This is a genomic window from Streptomyces sp. GD-15H (assembly GCF_045291515.1).
GTDB lineage: Bacteria > Actinomycetota > Actinomycetes > Streptomycetales > Streptomycetaceae > Streptomyces.
In genome coordinates this window covers 3219581-3239124 of record NZ_CP149447.1, presented here as the reverse complement: position 1 = coordinate 3239124, position 19544 = coordinate 3219581, and the positions used below count along the sequence as shown (strand labels likewise).

Genomic DNA, 19544 nt, shown 5'->3' with positions numbered 1-19544 from the left:
TGCCCGACCCACCGCTCGCCTACTCTCGTCACGTGCACCCGACCCCGATACACCTGGCGACCGGCACCCTCACCCTGCGGCCCTGGAGTCCGGAGGACTCGGCGGACCTGGCCGAGCTGTACCGGGACGGGGCGCTGCGCCGCTGGGCGGACGCCGCCGTGCACGACGAGGCGAGCGCGGCCCGCTGGGTGGCGGCGCAACAGCGGGGCTGGGAGACGGGGGACCGGCTCGCGTTCGCCGTGGAGGAGACGCGAGTTCCCGGCTCCGCGCCGCGGCTCGTCGGCAACGCCGTTCTCAAGTACGCGGCCGGGGAATCGGCTTCCGCCGAGGTGGGTTACTGGACCGCTGCCCACGCGCGCGGCCGCGGAGTGGCCCCGTGTGCTCTGACGGCGCTGACCGACTGGGCGTTCACGGCTTTCGCCCGCGAGGGTCTGACCCGCCTGGAGTTGCTGCACCAAGTCGACAACGTGGCGTCCTGCCGCGTCGCCGAGAAGGCCGGTTTCGCACTGACCGGCATCCTCCCGGCCACACCACCCGCCTTCCCTCTGGACGGGCACGTGCACGAACGGCACGCGCCCACCGCTGCATGAAACCGCAACCGCGGGCCCCCCGTCGTCGTCCTCCTCCGCAAGATCAGCCGCGCGGCCCGGACGGACCGGCGGCGGAGGGGACGCGCGATGCCACGTACGGAACCCACGGAACCCGCGGAACCCACTGGGCCCGCGGAGCCGGACGACCCCGGATCCGCCGGCGCGGAGACCACCCGCGACCGGCCGGGTAAGCAGCCCCGGAGCTGGAAGCGCCGGCTCACCTGGGCCGCGCTCGCGGTCGTGCTCGTCGTACTGGTGCCGCTGCTGGTCGCCGGGACGGCGCTGCGGATCAACTTCACCGGTGACCCCGCCGACGGGACGCACACCCGGGACCGCGACGCCCTCTGGCTCGGGCACGCCTGGGTCGACGGGCGGAAGAAGGACGCCGACGTCACCGCCCTCGCCCGCCGTCTCGAAGGCACCGGGATACGCGACCTCTACGTCCACTCGGGGCCCCTGGAGCACGACGGAAGCCTGCCGAAGTCCCGCTATCCTCGGGCCCGTTGGCTGATCGAGTCGGTGCACCGGGAAATACCCGGCGTCCGGGTCCAGGCCTGGCTCGGTGACATCCTCGCGCCCGAGCACCCCGAGGCGCTGCACCTGGAGCGGGCCGAGTCCCGCGCCGCGATCCTCCGCTCCACCCGGGAGATCCTGGACACCGGCTACGACGGCGTCCACTTCGACCTCGAACCCCTGCACTCCGGCGACGGCGACTACCTCGAGCTCCTCGACGCCCTGCACCGGGAGACCGACTCGAGGAACGTGCCGCTGTCCGTCGCCGCCCACCAGATCGATCCGCTCCCCGGCTTCCACTCCTCCTGGGGCGCGGTCACCGGCCACCCCAAGTGGTGGTCGCAGGAGTTCTTCGGACAGGTCGCGCGCCGGGTCGACCAGATCGCCGTCATGTCGTACGACACCATGCAGCCGCTGGAGGGCACCTACGGCGGCTACGTCGCCCAGCAGACCGCGCTCGCCCTGGAGGTCACCCCGCCCGGCACCGACCTCCTCATGGGCCTGCCCTTCTTCAAGGAGAACCGGTTCGGCCACTGGGCCCACGCCGAGACCGTCCCCGCCGCCGTCCGCGGCGTCCGGCTCGGGCTGTCCCGCACCGACGCCGACCGCGCCCGTTTCGGCGTCGCCCTCTACGTGGACTTCGCGGCGACGGAGGCGGACTGGACGGCGTACCGGGAAGACTGGGTGGACAGGCCATGACGGCGCACGGTCGGCCCGGGAGTTCCTCCTCGAGGAGGGACGGCGTTCGGGTCGGGACGGAGGGCGTGCCGAGGGCTCAGGACGGCGACGACCGCCGACGGATCTTGTTCCCGAGCCAGACGAGCGGGTCGTACTTGCGGTCGACCGCCCGTTCCTTCAGCGGGATCAGCGCGTTGTCCGTGATCCGGATGCCCTCGGGGCACACCTCCGTGCAGCACTTGGTGATGTTGCAGTAGCCGAGCCCGTGCTCGTCCTGGGCCGCGCGTTTGCGGTCCAGGCCGGTCTCCTCGGCGGCGTCCAGCGGGTGCATGTCCAGCTCCGCCACCCGCATCAGGAACCGCGGCCCCGCGAACGCCCGCTTGTTCTCCTCGTGGTCGCGGACCACATGACAGACGTCCTGGCACAGGAAGCACTCGATGCACTTGCGGAACTCCTGCGGGCGGTCCACGTCCTCCTGCATCATCCGGTACTCGCCGGGCCCGAGCCCCTCCGGCGGTACGAAGGCCGGCACCTGGCGCGCCTTCGTGTAGTTGAAGCCGACATCCGTCACCAGGTCGCGGATCACCGGGAAGGCCCGCAGCGGGGTCACCGTGATCGTCTCGTCCCGGTCGAACACCGACATCCGGGTCATGCAGAGCAGGCGTGGACGGCCGTTGATCTCCGCCGAGCACGAGCCGCACTTACCGGCCTTGCAGTTCCAGCGCACGGCCAGGTCGGGGGCCTGGGTGGCCTGGAGCCGGTGGATGATGTCGAGGACCACCTCGCCGTCGTTCACCTCGACCTCGAAGTCCTCCAGGCCGCCGCCCCGCACGTCCCCCCGCCACACCTTGAAGCGGGCCTCGTAGCTGCTCACCTGATCTCCTTGGGGGATGCCCCGGCCTTCAGCGCCGGGGTGGGGGTACCACCCGAGTACGGGGAGAATCGAACTCCTGCGCAGCAGGGCAAGAACGAGGTTTCGCCCCCAGGGCGAAAGACGCGATCGGGTGAAGTGCCTGCCGTGCGTGGCGAGGACCAAGCGCGCACACCGTGTCGAACGGGAACCGGGACGGCACACCCGGGCCTTGCTCGAACGAACCGGGCAGGTTCCGTCCCGGCCGGCGTGGAGGGAGTAGGACCTCGCAGGTCGCTGACCTGTGGGGTTTCCTGAGCCAGGAATCCCCCTGCTGTGGCTGGGGGAGGGTTCAATCGTACAGCTCCTCTTCGGTGAGGTACTTGACCAGCTCCTCCTTCTCGAAGAGGGCGAGCAGGTCGGGGCGGATGGGTTCGGTGGTCTCACGGGTGAGGGTGATCTGGCCGCGCTCCGGGGCGGTGGCCGCGAGGCCGCCGGTGGGATCGGCCATCGCGCACAGCAGATTGACGTTGCGCCAGGCGCGTTCCATCTCGGAGTGGTCCTCGCGGGTGTGCCCGCCGCGCGACTCGGTGCGCTCCCGCGCGGCCCGTGCCACACACTCGCTGACCAGCAGCATGTTCCGCAGGTCCAGGGCGAGGTGCCAGCCAGGGTTGAACTGCCGGTGCCCCTCGACCCCGGCCCGGCGTGCCCGTACCCGCAGCTCGGCCAGCTTCCGCAGGGCCTCCTCCATCTCGTGCTCACGGCGGATGATGCCGACCAGGTCGTGCATCGTCTGCTGGAGTTCCTGGTGCAGGGTGTACGGATTCTCCGGAGCAGGCGCCGGGCCCTCGGCCGGTTCCTCGGCCTCGGCGGAGAAGGGCCGCAGGGCCTCCGCGGCGGCCGCGTCGACCTGGGCGTCGTCCACCCGGGGCCGTTCCGCGCCCCGCCCGGCGGCGTACGCCCCCGCGTGTTCGGCCGCGTGCCAGCCGGCCCGGCGCCCGAACACCAGCAGGTCGGACAGGGAGTTCCCGCCCAGCCGGTTGGAGCCGTGCATCCCGCCGGCCACCTCACCGGCCGCGAACAGCCCCGGCACCCCGCGCGCCGCCGTCGTGTCGGAGTCGACGGCGATGCCGCCCATCACGTAGTGGCAGGTCGGCCCGACCTCCATCGCCTCCGCCGTGATGTCGACGTCCGCCAGCTCCTTGAACTGGTGGTACATCGACGGCAGCCGGCGCTTGATGACGTCGGCGGGCATCCGGGTGGACACGTCCAGGAAGACCCCGCCGTGCGGGGAGCCGCGGCCCGCCTTCACCTCGGCGTTGATCGTGCGGGCGACCTCGTCGCGGGGGAGCAGCTCGGGGGGACGCCGGTTGTGGTCCGGGTCGTCGTACCAGCGGTCGCCCTCCTCCTCGGACTCGGCGTACTTCTCCTTGAAGACGTCCGGCACGTAGTCGAACATGAACCGCTTGCCGTCGGAGTTGCGCAGCACCCCGCCGTCGCCACGCACCGACTCGGTGACGAGGATGCCCTTCACCGACGGCGGCCAGACCATCCCCGTCGGGTGGAACTGCACGAACTCCATGTGGACCAGTGGGGCCCCGGCCAGCAGCGCCAGCGCGTGGCCGTCCCCGGTGTACTCCCACGAGTTCGACGTCACCTTGAACGACTTGCCGATGCCGCCCGTCGCGATGACCACGGCGGGCGCCTCCAGCACGAAGAAGCGGCCGGACTCCCGCGCGTAGCCGAAGACGCCGGAGACATGGGCCTCCGTGGCGGAGCCGCTGTCGGGCGCGGTCTTGAGCACGCGGGTGACCGTGCACTCCTGGAAGACCTTCAGCCGGGACTCGTAGTCCCCGGTCTCCCGGAAGTCCTCCTGCTGGAGCGCGACGATCTTCTGCTGGAGGGTGCGGATCAGCTCCAGGCCGGTGCGGTCGCCGACGTGCGCGAGACGGGGGTACTCGTGGCCGCCGAAGTTGCGCTGCGAGATCCGGCCGTCCTTCGTCCGGTCGAACAGCGCGCCCCAGGTCTCCAGCTCCCACACCCGCTGCGGCGCCTCCTGGGCGTGCAGCTCGGCCATCCGCCACTGGTTGAGGAACTTCCCGCCGCGCATGGTGTCGCGGAAGTGGACCTGCCAGTTGTCGTGCTCGTTGGCGTTGGCCATGGCGGCGGCGATGCCGCCCTCGGCCATCACGGTGTGCGCCTTGCCGAACAGCGACTTGCAGATCACTGCCGTACGCGCCCCCCGCTCGCGTGCCTCGATGGCGGCGCGCAGCCCGGCGCCGCCCGCACCGACCACGACGACGTCCCATTCCTGCCGGTCGACCACGGTCATCTCAAAAGGCCCCACTCATCAGACTCATCAGAAGAATCGCGGATCGTCGAAGGCGCCGGACGCGACGAGATAGACGTAGAAGTCGGCGAGCGCCACGCTCACCAGCGACGCCCAGGCGAGCTGCATGTGCCGGGCGTTCAGCCGGCCACCCACTGCCACATCCGGTAGCGCACGGGGTGCCTGGAGAAGTGCTTGAGCTTTCCGCCGACGATGTGCCGGCAGGAGTGACAGGAGAGGGTGTACGCCCAGATCAGCGCGATGTTGACCAGGAAGACGAGGGTGCCGAGCCCCATGTGGCCCCACGCGTACTGCTCGTCGCGGAAGGCGAGCACGGTGTCGTAGGTCAGCACCCCGGCGACCAGGAGCGCCGCGTAGAAGAAGTACCGGTGGATGTTCTGCAGGATCAGCGGGAAGCGGGTCTCCCCGGAGTACCTCTTGTGCGGCTCGGCCACCGCGCAGGCCGGCGGGAGGCCCAGAAACCCCGGTAGTAGGCCTTGCGGTAGTAGTAGCAGGTCACGCGGAAGCCGAGCGGGAAGATCAGGATGATGATCGCCGGTGAGAGGCCCCACCAGCTTCCGAACAGCTCCCAGTTGGGTCCGGCGCGCATCGGCTCGCAGTTCTCCGCGAGGCACGGGGAGTAGAACGGCGAGACGTACGGCGCCGCGTAGTAGTCGGCGTTCGCGAAGGCCCGCCAGGTCGAGTAGACGACGAAGGCGAGCAGACCGGCCGCGGTGGCGGCCGGGGCCGACCACCAGCGGTCGGTCCGCAGATGCGGAGCGGCGATCGCGGCGCGGGTACCGGTTCGCACACCGGTACGTCGGGGGTGGGGTTCGGTGGCGGGAGGTTCCGTACCAGTGGCCACTTGTCCGCTCCGGTAGGGGTCAGGGGTCGCTGCGGGTCCGGTGGGGTCAGGGGGCGCGGCGGTCGTGGGCGCCGAGTCCCTCGTCGTCCGAGTCCACCCACAGGGAGGGGTCGTACGGCGTGTCGGAGATGGTGACGAGATCGGGCCGCTTCGGCGCGGTGGTCCCGGCCGTGGCCGTCTCCCGCAGCAGCGCGACGCTCTCGCGCAGATGGTTGGTGTCGGATCGGACGCGGCGCATCTCCAGGCCGCCGCTGCCGAGTTGCTTCTCCAGGCGTCCCACCGACCGGATCAGGTCGTCGAGGCTGCGCTGGACGGATGCCAGTTCGTCGTGCACGGACATGACTTGCCCTCACTTCCCGCGGGTCCTTCAGGCCCAAGGCGGCAACGTTCATGCGCCTGTGAGTGTTGCGCGTCACACCTTGCGCTGTGAAGGGATGTGCATCGATTGGCCGAGGCGCATGGGTGCACCGTGCGGTGCGCTGCGCCCATACGGGTGACCTTCCGGCCTGTGGCCGCCGTGTCGCTCTCGGTTGCCGAACCCTTTCCTCTTCAGTGGCCGCATACATCAGATGAACACCAAAAATACTACCAAAAGTGATCATAACGCCCGCGGCTTCCCGGAGGTAACCAGAGATGTTCCACGACGGCGTCGCCCCGCGCGCGGTCATGCGCTCGGCCGTCTTCCTCACCGCGGGCGCCCTCGTGGTGCCCGCGCTGGCCGGATGCAGTTCCGAGGACCCGGCCAGGCCCCTCGCCGCAGAGGACATCGCACGCGCCGACCGCTCGGGGATCGCCGACGGCGGCACCCTGCGCTGGGCCGTGGACACCGTCCCGGACACCCTGAACACCTTCCAGTCGGACGCCGACGCCACCACCACCCGGATCGCGCAGGCCGTCCTGCCGTCGATGTACCGGATGGACGACCGGGGACGCCCGGTGCGCAACGCCGACTACCTGGAGTCCGCCGAGGTCGTCGAGACCGAGCCCAAGCAGGTCGTCCTCTACCAGCTCAACCAGCAGGCCGTCTGGAGCGACGGCCGCGAGATCGGCGCCGCCGACTTCGCCGCCCAGTGGCGTGCCCTGTCCGGCAAGGACACCGCCTACTGGACCGCCCGCAACGCCGGCTACGACCGCATCGAGAAGATCGAGCGCGGCAAGGACGACCTGGAGGTCAAGGTCACCTTCAGCCGCCCCTACGCCGACTGGAAGTCCCTGTTCACACCGCTGTACCCGAAGGAGGTCATGGGCGCCCCGGACTCCTTCAACGACGGGGCCCGCAAGAAACTGAAGGTCACCGCCGGCCCGTTCAAGGTGAAGAAGGTCGATCGCAAGGACGACGAGGTCACCCTCACCCGCAATGCCCGCTGGTGGGGCGAGCCGGCCCGGCTCTCGACGATCGTGCTGCGCGCGGTGCCCCACGGCGAACGGATCGCCGCGCTCACCGCCGGCACCCTGGACCTGGCCGAGATCGACGCCACCGGCGCCCGCCGCGTCTCCGTCGCCGCCGGCCCGCGGGGCGAGAGCGCACGCGCGAGTGAGCGGGGAAGTGGAGGAGGGGCCGAGCGGGCGAGCGCGCCCCTGATGGGTCCCCCCGGTGCCGGCCGGTCCGCCGCGGACGCACTGCGCTCCTGGGCCGTCGCGAACGGCTCCGACGAGGATGCCGCCGACGAGGAGGTCTCCGCCCGCGAGAAGCAGCACGAGGCCGCCGTGACGCACGCGCGTCAACAGAAGGCCCTCAGCGGATTCGAGGTGCGCAAGTCGCTGGAGCCCGCCTACACCCAGCTCGCCCTCAACGGCGCCGAAGGCCCCCTCGCCGACGAGCGGGTCCGCCGTGCCGTGGCCCGCGCCCTGGACCGGGAGGACCTGGCGAAGGCGGTGCTCGAGCCGCTCGGACTGCCCGCCGAGCCCGTCGGCAGTCACGTCGCGCTGTCCGGGCAGGCCGCCTACGCCGACGGGAGCGGCGCCCTCGGGGCCCAGGACACCAAGGAGGCGCGCGCCCTGCTCGCGGACGCCGGCTGGGTACCGGGCGGCCCGGTCGACCAGGAGAAGGACGAGAAGGACGAGGAGAAGGAGGACAAGGAAGAAGGGGAGGGCGAGAAGGCGGCCGGTGCGGAGGGAAAAAGAAGACCGGGTCGTCCGACAAGGGCTCCAAGAGTGAGTCGGAGGGCGACGACGGGACGTACGTCGTCGGCGAGGACGACGCGAAGGACGACGGCGAGGACGACGGCAAGGACGACGGCAAGAGCGGCGAGGGCAGCAGGGCGGAGCACCTCGCGCAGGACGGCACCGAGCACACGCGGCTGAAGCGGGGCGGCGCCCCCGGCGCCTACGCGCCCAAGGGCACCGCCGCCCCCGTCCAGGCCGAGAGCGCCCCGCTCGCCAAGGACGGCAAGGCGCTCACGCTCGACTTCGTGCTCCCCTCCGGGCCCGGCTCACAGACTCTGGGCACCGTGGCCGACCGGATCACGCGGATGCTGGAGCGGGTCGGTATCCGCACGAACATCTCCACGGTCGACGACGAGAGCTATTTCACGGACCACATCGCCTCCGGTGAGTACGACCTCGCCCTCTACTCCTGGCCCGCGACCGCCTACCCGGCCACCGATGCCCGCCCCGTCTACGCCAAGCCGGTCCCGGCCGCCGACGGCTCGCTGAACATCGGACAGAACTACACCCGCATCGGCACCGACCAGGTCGACCAGCTCTTCGACCAGGCCCTCACCACGCTCGACGACGCGAAACGCGCCTCGCTGCTCCGCAAGGCCGACTCCCGCATCTGGGCGGCGGCCGGCTCGATCCCCCTCTACCAGCGCCCCCAGCTCACCGCGGCCCGCAAGGACCTGGCCAACGCGGGCGCCTTCGGTTTCCGCACCCCCGTCTACGAGGACATGGGCTTCCTGAAGAAGGGCGCGAGGGGCCCGGCCGGGACACCGGGGGAGAAGACCACCGAGCCCTCGACCGCCGCCTCGGGCTCCTCCTCGGCGGGGTAGTCCCGACCACCGCGCCGACGTGAGGCAGATCTCGGCACTTTTTCGCGATCCCCGCCCCCGGCGGAGCGGCCACCGCGGGCGGCCCGCGCACCGGGCGGGCGCCGGGGAGGGCTTCCCGTACTGCTGAACTGCGGCGGGGTCGGCCCACGGGGTTGCTGACGGTGCCCGCACCGCGGGTTCCGGTCCGCCCGTGTGCGCGGGGGCGGTCACGGCGCCGGGAAGGTCACCGGGCCCTCGAGGCGGCCCCGGCCGAGGACGGGCGAGCCCTCGGTTCCGCGGGCCCGTAACATGGGGAGAGGCCGTGGCGTGTTCAGCCCGGCAGGGCCCGCGCACCACAGCCGTCTGCGCAGGGCGCTTCTCACCATTCCGGGAGTACGCCAACCCATGGCTTTGTCCATCCAGCGTCACGACATCCGCAACGTCGCCATCATCGCCCACGTCGACCACGGCAAGACCACCATCGTCGACGGCATGCTCAAGCAGGCAGGTGCCTTCGCCGCCCACCAGCTCGACCAGGTCGACGAGCGCATGATGGACTCCGGCGACCTGGAACGTGAGAAGGGCATCACGATCCTCGCCAAGAACACGGCGGTGAAGTACCACCCCAAGGACGGCGGGGACCCGATCACGATCAACATCATCGACACCCCCGGCCACGCCGACTTCGGTGGTGAGGTCGAGCGCGCCCTGTCGATGGTCGACGGTGTCGTGCTGCTCGTCGACTCCTCCGAGGGTCCGCTGCCGCAGACCCGCTTCGTGCTGCGCAAGGCGCTCCAGGCGCGGCTGCCGATCATCCTGTGCATCAACAAGACGGATCGGCCGGACTCGCGTATCGACGAGGTCGTCAACGAGGCCTACGACCTGTTCCTCGACCTGGACGCCGACGAGGAGCAGATCGAGTTCCCGATCGTCTACGCCTGCGGCCGGGACGGCATCGCCTCGCTGACCAAGCCGGCGGACGGCACGGTCCCGACCGACTCCGACTCCCTGGAGCCGTTCTTCTCCACCATCCTGCAGCACGTCCCGGCCCCCACCTACGACGAGGGCGCCCCGCTCCAGGCCCATGTCACCAACCTCGACGCCGACAACTTCCTCGGCCGGATCGCCCTGCTCCGCGTCCACCAGGGCGAGCTGAAGAAGGGCCAGACGGTCGCCTGGATGAAGCGCGACGGCTCCGTGCAGAGCGTGCGGATCTCCGAGCTGATGATGACCGAGGCGCTCACCCGCAAGCCCGTCGAGAAGGCCGCCCCGGGTGACATCTGCGCGGTCGCCGGCATCCCGGACATCATGATCGGCGAGACCCTGGCCGACCTGGAGAACCCCGTTCCGCTGCCGCTGATCACGGTGGACGAGCCGGCGATCTCCATGACCATCGGCACCAACACCTCGCCGCTGGTCGGCCGAGGCGGCACCGGCAAGGGCGCCGACGCGAAGGCGGCCGTGAAGGACCGCAAGGTCACCGCCCGTCAGGTCAAGGACCGCCTGGACCGCGAGCTCATCGGCAACGTCTCGCTCCGCGTTCTGGACACCGGCCGCCCCGACGCCTGGGAGGTGCAGGGCCGCGGTGAGCTGGCGCTGGCGATCCTGGTGGAGCAGATGCGCCGGGAGGGCTACGAGCTCACCGTCGGCAAGCCGCAGGTCGTCACCCGCGAGATCGACGGCAAGGTGCACGAGCCCGTCGAGCGCATGACGATCGACGTGCCCGAGGAGCACATGGGCGCGGTCACGCAGCTCATGGGCGTCCGCAAGGGCCGGATGGACAACATGTCGAACCACGGCTCCGGCTGGGTGCGCCTGGAGTTCGTGGTGCCCTCGCGCGGCCTGATCGGCTTCCGTACCGAGTTCCTCACGCAGACCCGAGGCACCGGTATCGCCCACTCCATCCACGAGGGGCACGAGCCCTGGTTCGGGCCGCTGCAGACCCGTAACAACGGCTCCCTGGTCGCCGACCGCGCCGGCGCGGTCACCGCGTTCGCGATGACCAACCTGCAGGAGCGCGGTGTGCTGTTCGTCGACCCCGGCACCGAGGTGTACGAGGGCATGATCGTCGGCGAGAACTCCCGCGCCGACGACATGGACGTCAACATCACCAAGGAGAAGAAGCTCACCAACATGCGGTCGTCCACGGCCGATGTGGCCGAGTCGATCGTTCCGCCGCGCAAGCTGTCGCTCGAGCAGTCCCTGGAGTTCTGCCGGGACGACGAGTGCGTCGAGGTGACCCCGGAGTCCATCCGCATCCGCAAGGTGAACCTGGACGGCCGTGAGCGCGCCCGCGCCGCGAGCCGCGCCAAGCACGGCTGACACCGGCCGCACACCGCACGCGTGAGAACGGCGCCGGGCACCCCTGCAGCAGGGGTGCCCGGCGCCGTTCTCACGCGTGCGGAGAAGTGGAGCGGAGGGGCAGGGTAGGGATAACCCTTGATCTGGCCGGGAGGCGCCCTTGAGTTGGCCGACTCCCACTACCCTGCTCTGGAAGCGGACCACCCTCGCGGCCGCCGGGCTGCCCGATCGCATCCGGGGCAGCCGGCGAAAGCGGATGCCACGTCCCGCCAGCCAACGGCCTTGCCGGCCAGACGTGTTGAGCGCACGGCAGCCCTGAAGGGCGGCCTGCACGGCGGCCACGCTACCCGCAACGGGTTTTCCTCACGCGGTTGTCCGATATGCGGACGCCCCTCCCCGGTAGATGTGTAACAAGTCCGTTTCGCAGGGATCTTTCACCAAACCCTTTGTCCGGATTTTGGAAGATGTAGGCATCAGCTGTGATCGAACCGAGACCTCGTGGGTGTGGTTCGGTCATGGCGCATGGCAGATAGTTAGGCGCGTAGAGCTCGGATGAACGGGTCACGCGCCAACGGCGAAGACTCGCGAGCCTGGGGGCACCTGACAATCTCCGACACCGGCGACGGGCGGTGGACGACGACATGTCCTGTGCTCCCCTTTGCGGTGAACCAATGGACTCATGAGGAGGAACCCATGCGCGGTGCCAAGAGCGCCAAGTGGGTCGCGATGGCCGCGGTTGTGGCGCTTGGCGCGACCGCCTGTGGTGGGGGAAGCGGCAGCGACAGCGACGACAACAGCAACGCTGCGGTCGACCCGAAGGGTATTTTCTCGGTCGACGTCGGCGAGCCGCAGAACCCGCTGCAGCCGGCGAACGCCAAGGAGGCGAACGGCTCCAAGGTCATCAAGGCCGTGTTCTCGCAGCTCGTCGACTTCGACGAGAAGGGCGAGGTCGTCCTGGAGAACGCCGAGTCCATCGAGACCGAGGACAGCAAGCTCTGGACGGTCAAGCTCAAGGACGGCTGGACGTTCCACAACGGCGAGGCCGTGACGGCCAAGTCCTACGTGGACGCCTGGAACTGGGCCGCCAACATCAAGAACAACCAGACGAACAGCAACTGGTTCGCCAACATCAAGGGCTTCGAGGACGTCCACCCGGAGAAGGGTGACCCGAAGGCCGAGGCCATGTCCGGTCTGAAGGTCGTCGACGACAAGACCTTCACCATCGAGCTGTCCTCGCCGATCCCGTACTTCGAGTACAAGCTCGGCTACGACGTCTGGTCCCCGCTGCCCTCCGCCTTCTTCAAGGACCCGGCGGCCTTCGGCGAGAAGCCGGTCGGCAACGGTGCCTACGAGTTCGTCAAGTGGGAGCACAAGAAGCAGATTGAGGTCAAGGCCTACGCCAACTACAAGGGCTCGAACAAGCCCAAGAACGGCGGTGTGATCTTCAAGAACTACACCACCGTCGAGGCCGCCTACCAGGACCTGCTCTCCAACAACGTGGACATCGTCCGCCAGATCGGTCCGAAGGACCTGCCCAAGCGCAAGGCGGACCTGGGCGACCGCGCGGTGGACCAGGACTACAACGCCATCCAGTCCATCGTCCCGGCCTTCTACACCAAGCAGTGGAAGGACATCGACCCCAAGGTCCTGCAGGGCCTGTCGATGGCGATCGACCGCGACACGATCACCAAGACCGTCCTCAACAGCACCCGTGAGCCCGCGACCAGCTTCGTGGCCAAGGGCGTCGCCGGCTTCCAGCCGGGCGTGGCGGGCGACATCCTCACGTACGACCCCGCGAAGGCCAAGAAGCTCATCGAAGAGGGCGGCGGCGTTCCCGGCAACAAGATCACCCTCCAGTTCAACGCGGACGGCGGTCACAAGGAGTGGGTCGAGGCGGTCTGCAACAGCATCCGCAAGGCCACCGGCGTCGAGTGTGTCGGCGACTCCAAGCCGGACTTCCAGACCGACCTGGACGCGCGTGACGCCAAGGAAGTCAAGTCCATGTACCGCGGTGGCTGGGTGCAGGACTACCCGCTCAACGTGAACTTCCTGCGTGACCTGTACGGCTCCAAGGCGGACGGCAACACGTCCGGCTTCGCGGACAAGGAGATCGACGCGCTCTTCAAGAAGGGCGACAACGCCGCGGACCTGGACGGTGCCATCAAGGCCTACCAGGAGGCGGAGAAGGCCATGTTCGAGAAGATGCCGGCCATCCCGCTCTGGTACTACAAGACGAACTTCGGTTACTCCACGAACGTCAAGAACGTGAAGTTCAACAACGAAGGCGACCCGATCCTGCACGACATCGAGGTCCTCAAGAAGTAATCGAACAGTTCGCACGCGGGTGACGGTCCCTCGATCCGGGGCCGTCACCGGTGCCGGCGGGGGCCGACGGGGTGTGAGTCTCCGGACAACGGAGGCGGACAGCCCGTCGGCTTTTCCCGCTGTGACCGACATGGAGGAACTCATGGGGCGCTACGTCGCGCGGCGACTGCTCCAGATGATCCCGGTGTTCATCGGGACGACACTGCTGATCTTTCTCATGATGTACGCGCTCCCCGGCGATCCCGTGCGCGCGCTGTACGGAGAACAGTCGGTGGACCCGTCGCAGATCGCGGCGATCAAGGCGGACTACGGGCTGGACAAGCCGCTCTGGCAGCAGTACGTCAACTATCTCGCCGGGTTGCCGCAGGGCGACTTCGGCACCCAGATCGCCAGCCGCCGACCGGTCGCCGAGGTCATCGCGCAGGCGTTCCCCGTCACCATCCGGCTGACGATCATCGCCTTCGTCTTCACCGTCCTCGTGGGCGTGTCGATGGGCATCATCTCCGGCATGCGGGCGGGCAAGAAGACCGACACCAGCGTGCTGGTGATCACGCTGGCGCTGATCTCGGTGCCGTCCTTCGTGCTCGGCTTCCTGTTCCAGTGGCTGTTCGCGATGCAGTTCGGCTGGGTGACGCCGACCGTCCAGGACTCCATGAACATGGGACAGCTGTTCCTGCCGGCCGTCGTCCTCGCCTCGCTCTCCCTGGCGTACGTGGCACGTCTGACGCGTACCTCCATCGCGGAGAACCTGCGCGCGGACTACATGCGCACGGCGATAGCCAAGGGGCTGCCGCGCCGCCGCATCATCTCCATGCACCTGATGCGGAACTCGATGATCCCCGTGATCACCTTCCTCGGCATCGACATCGGCAACCTGATGACCGGTGCGATCATCACTGAGGGCATCTTCAACGTCCAGGGCATCGGCAACCTGGTCTACCAGGCACTCAGCCGCCGCGAGGGAGCGACGGTGGTGGGCATCGTCACGGTGATGGTCCTCATCTACCTCTTCGTCAACCTGCTCGTCGACCTGCTGTACGCGGTCCTGGACCCGAGGATTCGCTATGCCTGAGCTGGCCTCAAAAACGGACACCGCCGTGGCCGCTCAGGCCGCGACCACCCCGGACGCCGTACTCGCCACCGACGCGGGCCCCGCTCCGGGCAAGCCGCGCAGCCTGTGGTCCGACGCCTGGTACGACCTGCGCCACAACTGGATGTTCCTGCTCTCGACATTCCTGATCCTGTTGCTGCTGCTGATAGCGGCGGTGCCGGATCTGTTCATCTCGGGCGACGTCAGTCCGCGTGATGGCGACCTGACCAACCACTTCCTGCAGAAGCCCGAACTCGGCCATCTCTTCTCCGCCGAGTGGTTCGGCTACGACCACCAGGGCCGCTCCATCTACGCCCGGCTGCTGCACGGCACCCGTGCCTCGATCCTCGTCGGCGTCATGGTCACCGCGGTGGTGACCGTGCTCGGCGGTCTGGTCGGGCTGATCTCCGGCTACTTCGGCGGTTGGATCGACTCGCTGATCTCCCGGGTCACCGACATCTTCTTCGGGATCCCGTTCCTGCTCGGCGCCATGGTCGTGCTGAACACCTTCGCCGAGCGCTCGGTCCCGGTCGTCGCGCTGGCGCTGGCCGTTCTCGGCTGGACCTCCATCGCCCGCGTCATGCGCGGCTCGGTGATCACGGTCAAGCAGGCCGACTACGTCACCGCGGCCAAGGCGCTGGGCGCGGGAACCGGCCGCATCCTGTTCAAGCACATCCTTCCGAACGCCGTCGCCCCCGTGATCGTCGTCGCCACCATCGCGCTCGGTGGCTACATCACGGCCGAGGCGACCCTGTCCTTCCTGGGTATCGGTCTGACCGACTCGATCTCCTGGGGCCAGGACATCTCGGCGGGCAAGGACTACCTGCGCACCGCGCAGTACGTCCTGTTCTTCCCCGCCGTGATGCTGAGCATCACCGTGCTGGCGTTCCTCATGTTCGGCGATGCGGTCCGCAACGCCCTTGACCCCAAGTCGCGCTGAGGGAGGCGTTACGTGAGCATCATCGACAAGACCGACGCCGTCCTCGAGCCGAGGGCCGAGGGGTTCGACGGCCCCCTGCTCGACGTCCGTGACCTGCACGTGGAGTTCCACACGCGGGACGGCGTCGCCAAGGCCGTCAACGGGGTCAACTACTCCGTGGACGCGGGCGAGACCCTCGCCGTGCTCGGCGAGTCCGGCTCCGGCAAGTCCGTGACCGCGCAGGCGATCATGGGCATCCTCGACATGCCGCCCGGGCGCATCCCGCAGGGCGAGATCATGTTCCGCGGCCAGGACATGCTGAAGATGTCCGAGGAGGAGCGGCGCCGGATCCGCGGCCGGAAGATCGCCATGATCTTCCAGGACGCGCTCTCCTCGCTCAACCCCGTGCTCTCCGTGGGCTATCAGCTCGGCGAGATGTACCGGGTGCACGAGGGCCTGTCCAAGAAGGACGCCAAGGCCAAGGCCATCGAGATGATGGACCGGGTGAAGATCCCGGCCGCCGCGGCGCGGGTGAACGACTACCCGCACCAGTTCTCCGGCGGTATGCGCCAGCGCATCATGATCGCCATCGCGCTGGCCCTGGAGCCCGACCTGATCATCGCCGACGAGCCCACCACCGCCCTGGACGTGACGGTCCAGGCCCAGGTGATGGACCTGCTGGCGGAGCTTCAGCGCGAGTACCGGATGGGCCTGATCCTCATCACCCACGACCTCGGCGTGGTCGCCGACGTCGCGGACAAGATCGCGGTGATGTACGCCGGCCGTATCGTGGAGCAGGCCCCGGTCCGGGAGCTGTACAAGAACCCGGCCCACCCGTACACCAAGGGCCTGCTGGACTCGATCCCGCGCCTGGACCAGAAGGGCCAGGAGCTGTACGCGATCAAGGGACTGCCGCCGAACCTGACGCGCATCCCGAGCGGTTGCGCGTTCAACCCGCGCTGCCCCAGGGCCGAGGACATCTGCCGCACGGACGTTCCGCCGCTGCACCCGGTCACCGGGCCGGACGGAACCGAACTGGTCGGCCGTGGCTCGGCGTGCCACTTCTGGAAGGAGACGCTCCATGGCTGAGCTCAGCAAGAACGACGAGCCGGTCGACGCCACGCCGAACGTCTCCGAGGTGGAGGTCGTCGACGCCCGGACCGAGGCGGAGGAAGTCGCCGCGCTCGAGGCGCCGGTGGAGCGCGGTGAGCCGATCCTCCAGGTGCGCAACCTGGTGAAGCACTTCCCGCTGACCCAGGGCATCCTCTTCAAGAAGAACGTCGGCGCGGTGAAGGCCGTGGACGGCATCTCCTTCGACCTGTACCAGGGCGAGACGCTGGGCATCGTGGGCGAGTCGGGCTGCGGCAAGTCCACGGTGGCCAAGCTCCTGATGAACCTGGAGCGGCCGACGGCCGGCGAGATCTTCTACAAGGGTCAGGACATCACCACACTGTCGGGGAAGGCCCTCAAGGCCGTCCGCCGCAACATCCAGATGGTGTTCCAGGACCCGTACACCTCGCTGAACCCCCGGATGACGGTGGGCGACATCATCGGGGAGCCGTACGAGATCCACCCCGAGGTGGCCCCGAAGGGCGACCGGCGCAAGAAGGTCCAGGACCTGCTGGACGTCGTGGGCCTCAACCCGGAGTACATCAACCGCTACCCGCACCAGTTCTCCGGCGGTCAGCGCCAGCGCATCGGCATCGCCCGCGGCCTGGCCCTGAACCCCGAGATCATCATCTGCGACGAGCCGGTCTCCGCGCTGGACGTGTCCGTCCAGGCCCAGGTCATCAACCTGATGGAGGGGCTGCAGGACGAGTTCAACCTGTCGTACCTCTTCATCGCGCACGACCTGTCGATCGTCCGGCACATCTCCGACCGGGTCGGCGTGATGTACCTGGGCAAGATGGCCGAGATCGGTACCGACACCCAGATCTACGACCACCCGACGCATCCCTACACGCAGGCGCTGCTGTCGGCGGTCCCGGTGCCGGACCCGGAGGCCCGTGAGCGCCGCGAGCGGATCATCCTCACCGGCGACGTGCCGTCCCCGGCCAACCCGCCGTCGGGCTGCCGCTTCCGCACCCGCTGCTGGAAGGCCCGGGAACGCTGCGCGGTGGAGGTCCCGCTGCTGGCGGTCCCCGAGCGCTTCAAGGCCTCGGACACCCCGGCGGCCCACGAGTCGGCCTGCCACTTCGCCGAGGAGAAGAACGTCGTCCACGCGGTCTGACGTCCGTGTCCGACCGCTTGCCGGAACCCGGCCCCCGCTCACAGGGGTGCCGGGTTCCGGCGTCTCCGGGTGCCTCCCGGTCCACCCTCTCCCTGTGTGCGTACATCCGCCCGTATGGAGAGCTTTCCATACGTACATATGGCTGGAGTTCCGTCCGCACAGGTGTCGCACGTGCGCGCTCTGTACCTTTTAAGCTGATATGTGCCTGACGGATCAGCGCACCACTGCGTACGTACGAGGAGGCACTCCATGCGCGGAGCCACGCACGCCGGATGGGCCGTGTGCGCGGTGGCGGCAGCCCTCGCGGTGACGGCCTGCGGAGGCGGGGACAGCGGCGGCAGTGGTGACGCGGGCGCGGTGCTGAGCGCCTCCTGGGGCGACCCGCAGAATCCGCTGGAGCCGGCCAACACCAACGAGGTGCAGGGTGGCAAGGTCCTCGACATGATCTTCCGGGGTCTCAAGCGCTACGACCCGGAGACCGGTGAGGCCCAGGACATGCTCGCCGAGAGCATCGAGACCACGGACTCGCAGAACTTCACCGTCAGGGTCAAGAACGGCTGGACCTTCAGCAACGGCGAGAAGGTCACCGCCCAGTCCTTCGTCGACGCCTGGAACTACGGCGCCAGTCTGAAGAACAACCAGCGCAACGCCTACTTCTTCGGCTACATCGAGGGCTACGACGAGGTCCACCCCGAGGACGGCGGCAAGCAGAGCGCCGACACCCTCTCCGGCCTGAAGGTCGTCGACGACACGACCTTCACCGTCAAGCTCACCCAGAAGTTCTCCACCTTCCCCGACACCCTCGGCTACGCCGCCTTCGCCCCGCTGCCCCGGGCCTTCTTCGACGACCACGCCGCCTGGGTCGCCAAGCCGGTCGGCAACGGCCCGTACGCCGTCGACTCGTACGCCAAGGGCTCGCAGATGTCCCTGCGCAAGTGGGAGGACTACCCCGGCGACGACAAGGCACAGAACGGCGGCGTCGACCTCAGGGTCTACACCGACAACAACACCGCCTACACCGACCTCATCGCCGGCAACCTCGACCTGGTCGACGACGTTCCCGCCTCGCAGCTGAAGAACGTCGAGAACGACCTCGGCGACCGCTACCTCAACACCCCCGCCGGCATCCTCCAGACCCTCGCCTTCCCGTTCTACGACGAGGCATGGAACAAGTCCGGCTCGGAGAAGGTCCGCAAGGGCCTGTCGATGGCGATCGACCGGGACCAGATCACCGACACCCTCTTCGCCAATACCCGCACCCCCGCCACCGACTGGACCTCCCCGGTCCTCGGCGAGGACGGCGGCTACCAGGAAGGCCTGTGCGGGGACGCCTGCGAGTACAGGCCCGACGAGGCCAGGAAGCTCATCCAGGAGGGGGGCGGCCTGCCCGGCGGCCGCTTCACCCTCACGTACAACGCGGACACCGGCTCCCACAAGGACTGGGTCGACGCCGTCTGCAACTCCATCAACAACGCGCTGGACAACGAGCGCGCCTGCACCGGCAACCCGGTCGGCACCTTCGCCGACTTCCGCGACCAGATCACCCAGCAGAAGATGAACGGCCCGTTCCGGGCCGGCTGGCAGATGGACTACCCGCTCATCCAGAACTTCCTCCAGCCGCTCTACTACACCAACGCCTCCTCCAACGACGGCAAGTGGTCCAACAAGGAATTCGACGGCCTCGTCGACCGGGCCAACCAGGAGGCCGACACCGCCAAGGCCGTCGACCTGTTCCAGCAGGCCGAGGAGGTCGTCCGCGACCACATGGCCGCCATCCCGCTCTGGTACCAGAACGGCAGCGCGGGCTGGTCGGACCGGCTGTCCGACGTGAAGCTCAACCCCTTCAGCGTCCCCGTGTACGACCAGATCAAGGTGAGCTGATCCG

12 protein-coding genes and 2 pseudogenes are annotated in these 19544 nt (G+C 68.9%); 10 read left to right on the top strand and 4 right to left on the bottom strand.

Annotation, left to right across the window (positions count from 1 at the left end; translation table 11 throughout):
- Window positions 1-32: 32 nt before the first annotated feature.
- Window positions 33-590 (top strand): GNAT family N-acetyltransferase, encoded by a 558-nt coding sequence (locus WJ438_RS14920; RefSeq protein WP_406725676.1) that lies wholly within the window; start codon window positions 33-35, stop codon window positions 588-590.
- A gap of 87 nt (window positions 591-677) precedes the next feature.
- Window positions 678-1802, top strand: a complete 1125-nt coding sequence (locus WJ438_RS14915; RefSeq protein WP_406725675.1) for a hypothetical protein — start codon at window positions 678-680, stop codon at window positions 1800-1802.
- Window positions 1803-1878: 76 nt separating this feature from the next.
- On the opposite strand, the gene WJ438_RS14910 is transcribed toward WJ438_RS14915, so the two are convergent.
- The 4 genes and pseudogenes from WJ438_RS14910 to WJ438_RS14895 form a co-directional block, all read right to left on the bottom strand.
- Window positions 1879-2655, bottom strand: coding sequence for a succinate dehydrogenase/fumarate reductase iron-sulfur subunit (locus WJ438_RS14910; protein ID WP_406725674.1), 777 nt, complete (start codon window positions 2653-2655; stop codon window positions 1879-1881).
- 328 nt (window positions 2656-2983) lie between these two features.
- Window positions 2984-4963, bottom strand: a complete 1980-nt coding sequence (locus tag WJ438_RS14905) for a fumarate reductase/succinate dehydrogenase flavoprotein subunit (protein ID WP_406725673.1) — start codon at window positions 4961-4963, stop codon at window positions 2984-2986.
- A gap of 27 nt (window positions 4964-4990) precedes the next feature.
- Window positions 4991-5825 (bottom strand): annotated as a pseudogene (locus WJ438_RS14900) (hypothetical protein).
- 46 nt (window positions 5826-5871) lie between these two features.
- Window positions 5872-6165, bottom strand: a complete 294-nt coding sequence (locus WJ438_RS14895) for a hypothetical protein (RefSeq protein WP_406725672.1) — start codon at window positions 6163-6165, stop codon at window positions 5872-5874.
- Between the two features lie 293 nt (window positions 6166-6458).
- On the opposite strand from WJ438_RS14895, the pseudogene WJ438_RS14890 reads away from it, so the two are divergent.
- The 8 genes and pseudogenes from WJ438_RS14890 to WJ438_RS14855 all read left to right on the top strand — a co-directional run bounded on the left by WJ438_RS14890 (window position 6459) and on the right by WJ438_RS14855 (window position 19540).
- Window positions 6459-8815, top strand: a pseudogene (locus WJ438_RS14890) (ABC transporter family substrate-binding protein).
- Between the two features lie 384 nt (window positions 8816-9199).
- Window positions 9200-11116 carry a translational GTPase TypA gene (gene typA / locus WJ438_RS14885; RefSeq protein ID WP_406725671.1) on the top strand — a complete coding sequence of 639 codons (1917 nt, stop codon included), beginning with the start codon at window positions 9200-9202 and terminating at the stop codon, window positions 11114-11116.
- Window positions 11117-11788: 672 nt separating this feature from the next.
- Window positions 11789-13420 (top strand): ABC transporter substrate-binding protein, encoded by a 1632-nt coding sequence (locus WJ438_RS14880; protein WP_406725670.1) that lies wholly within the window; start codon window positions 11789-11791, stop codon window positions 13418-13420.
- A 142-nt stretch (window positions 13421-13562) separates the two neighbouring features.
- Entirely contained in the window at window positions 13563-14492 is a 930-nt protein-coding gene (locus tag WJ438_RS14875; RefSeq protein ID WP_406725669.1) for an ABC transporter permease, read from the top strand.
- Complete coding sequence (locus WJ438_RS14870) at window positions 14485-15450, top strand: ABC transporter permease (protein WP_406725668.1); 966 nt, start codon at window positions 14485-14487, stop codon at window positions 15448-15450. Before WJ438_RS14875 ends, WJ438_RS14870 begins: the two co-directional genes overlap by 8 nt.
- 12 nt (window positions 15451-15462) lie before the next feature.
- Entirely contained in the window at window positions 15463-16518 is a 1056-nt protein-coding gene (locus tag WJ438_RS14865) for an ABC transporter ATP-binding protein (protein WP_406725667.1), read from the top strand.
- On the top strand, window positions 16511-17659 hold the full coding sequence (locus WJ438_RS14860) for an ABC transporter ATP-binding protein (protein WP_406725666.1): 1149 nt from the start codon (window positions 16511-16513) through the stop codon (window positions 17657-17659). The genes WJ438_RS14865 and WJ438_RS14860 overlap by 8 nt, the downstream gene beginning before the upstream one ends.
- Window positions 17660-17908: 249 nt before the next feature.
- On the top strand, window positions 17909-19540 hold the full coding sequence (locus tag WJ438_RS14855; RefSeq protein WP_406725665.1) for an ABC transporter substrate-binding protein: 1632 nt from the start codon (window positions 17909-17911) through the stop codon (window positions 19538-19540).
- Window positions 19541-19544: the final 4 nt, after the last annotated feature.

Bases quoted from the DNA above. Each gene is read 5' to 3' on its own strand.
- WJ438_RS14905 (WP_406725673.1), bottom strand. From the start codon at position 4,963: ATGACCGTGGTCGACCGGCAGGAATGGGACGTCGTCGTGGTCGGTGCG.
- WJ438_RS14855 (WP_406725665.1), top strand. From the start codon at position 17,909: ATGCGCGGAGCCACGCACGCCGGATGGGCCGTGTGCGCGGTGGCGGCA.
- WJ438_RS14880 (WP_406725670.1), top strand. From the start codon at position 11,789: ATGCGCGGTGCCAAGAGCGCCAAGTGGGTCGCGATGGCCGCGGTTGTG.
- WJ438_RS14895 (WP_406725672.1), bottom strand. From the start codon at position 6,165: ATGTCCGTGCACGACGAACTGGCATCCGTCCAGCGCAGCCTCGACGAC.
- WJ438_RS14875 (WP_406725669.1), top strand. From the start codon at position 13,563: ATGGGGCGCTACGTCGCGCGGCGACTGCTCCAGATGATCCCGGTGTTC.
- WJ438_RS14915 (WP_406725675.1), top strand. From the start codon at position 678: ATGCCACGTACGGAACCCACGGAACCCGCGGAACCCACTGGGCCCGCG.
- WJ438_RS14870 (WP_406725668.1), top strand. From the start codon at position 14,485: ATGCCTGAGCTGGCCTCAAAAACGGACACCGCCGTGGCCGCTCAGGCC.
- WJ438_RS14860 (WP_406725666.1), top strand. From the start codon at position 16,511: ATGGCTGAGCTCAGCAAGAACGACGAGCCGGTCGACGCCACGCCGAAC.
- typA (WP_406725671.1), top strand. From the start codon at position 9,200: ATGGCTTTGTCCATCCAGCGTCACGACATCCGCAACGTCGCCATCATC.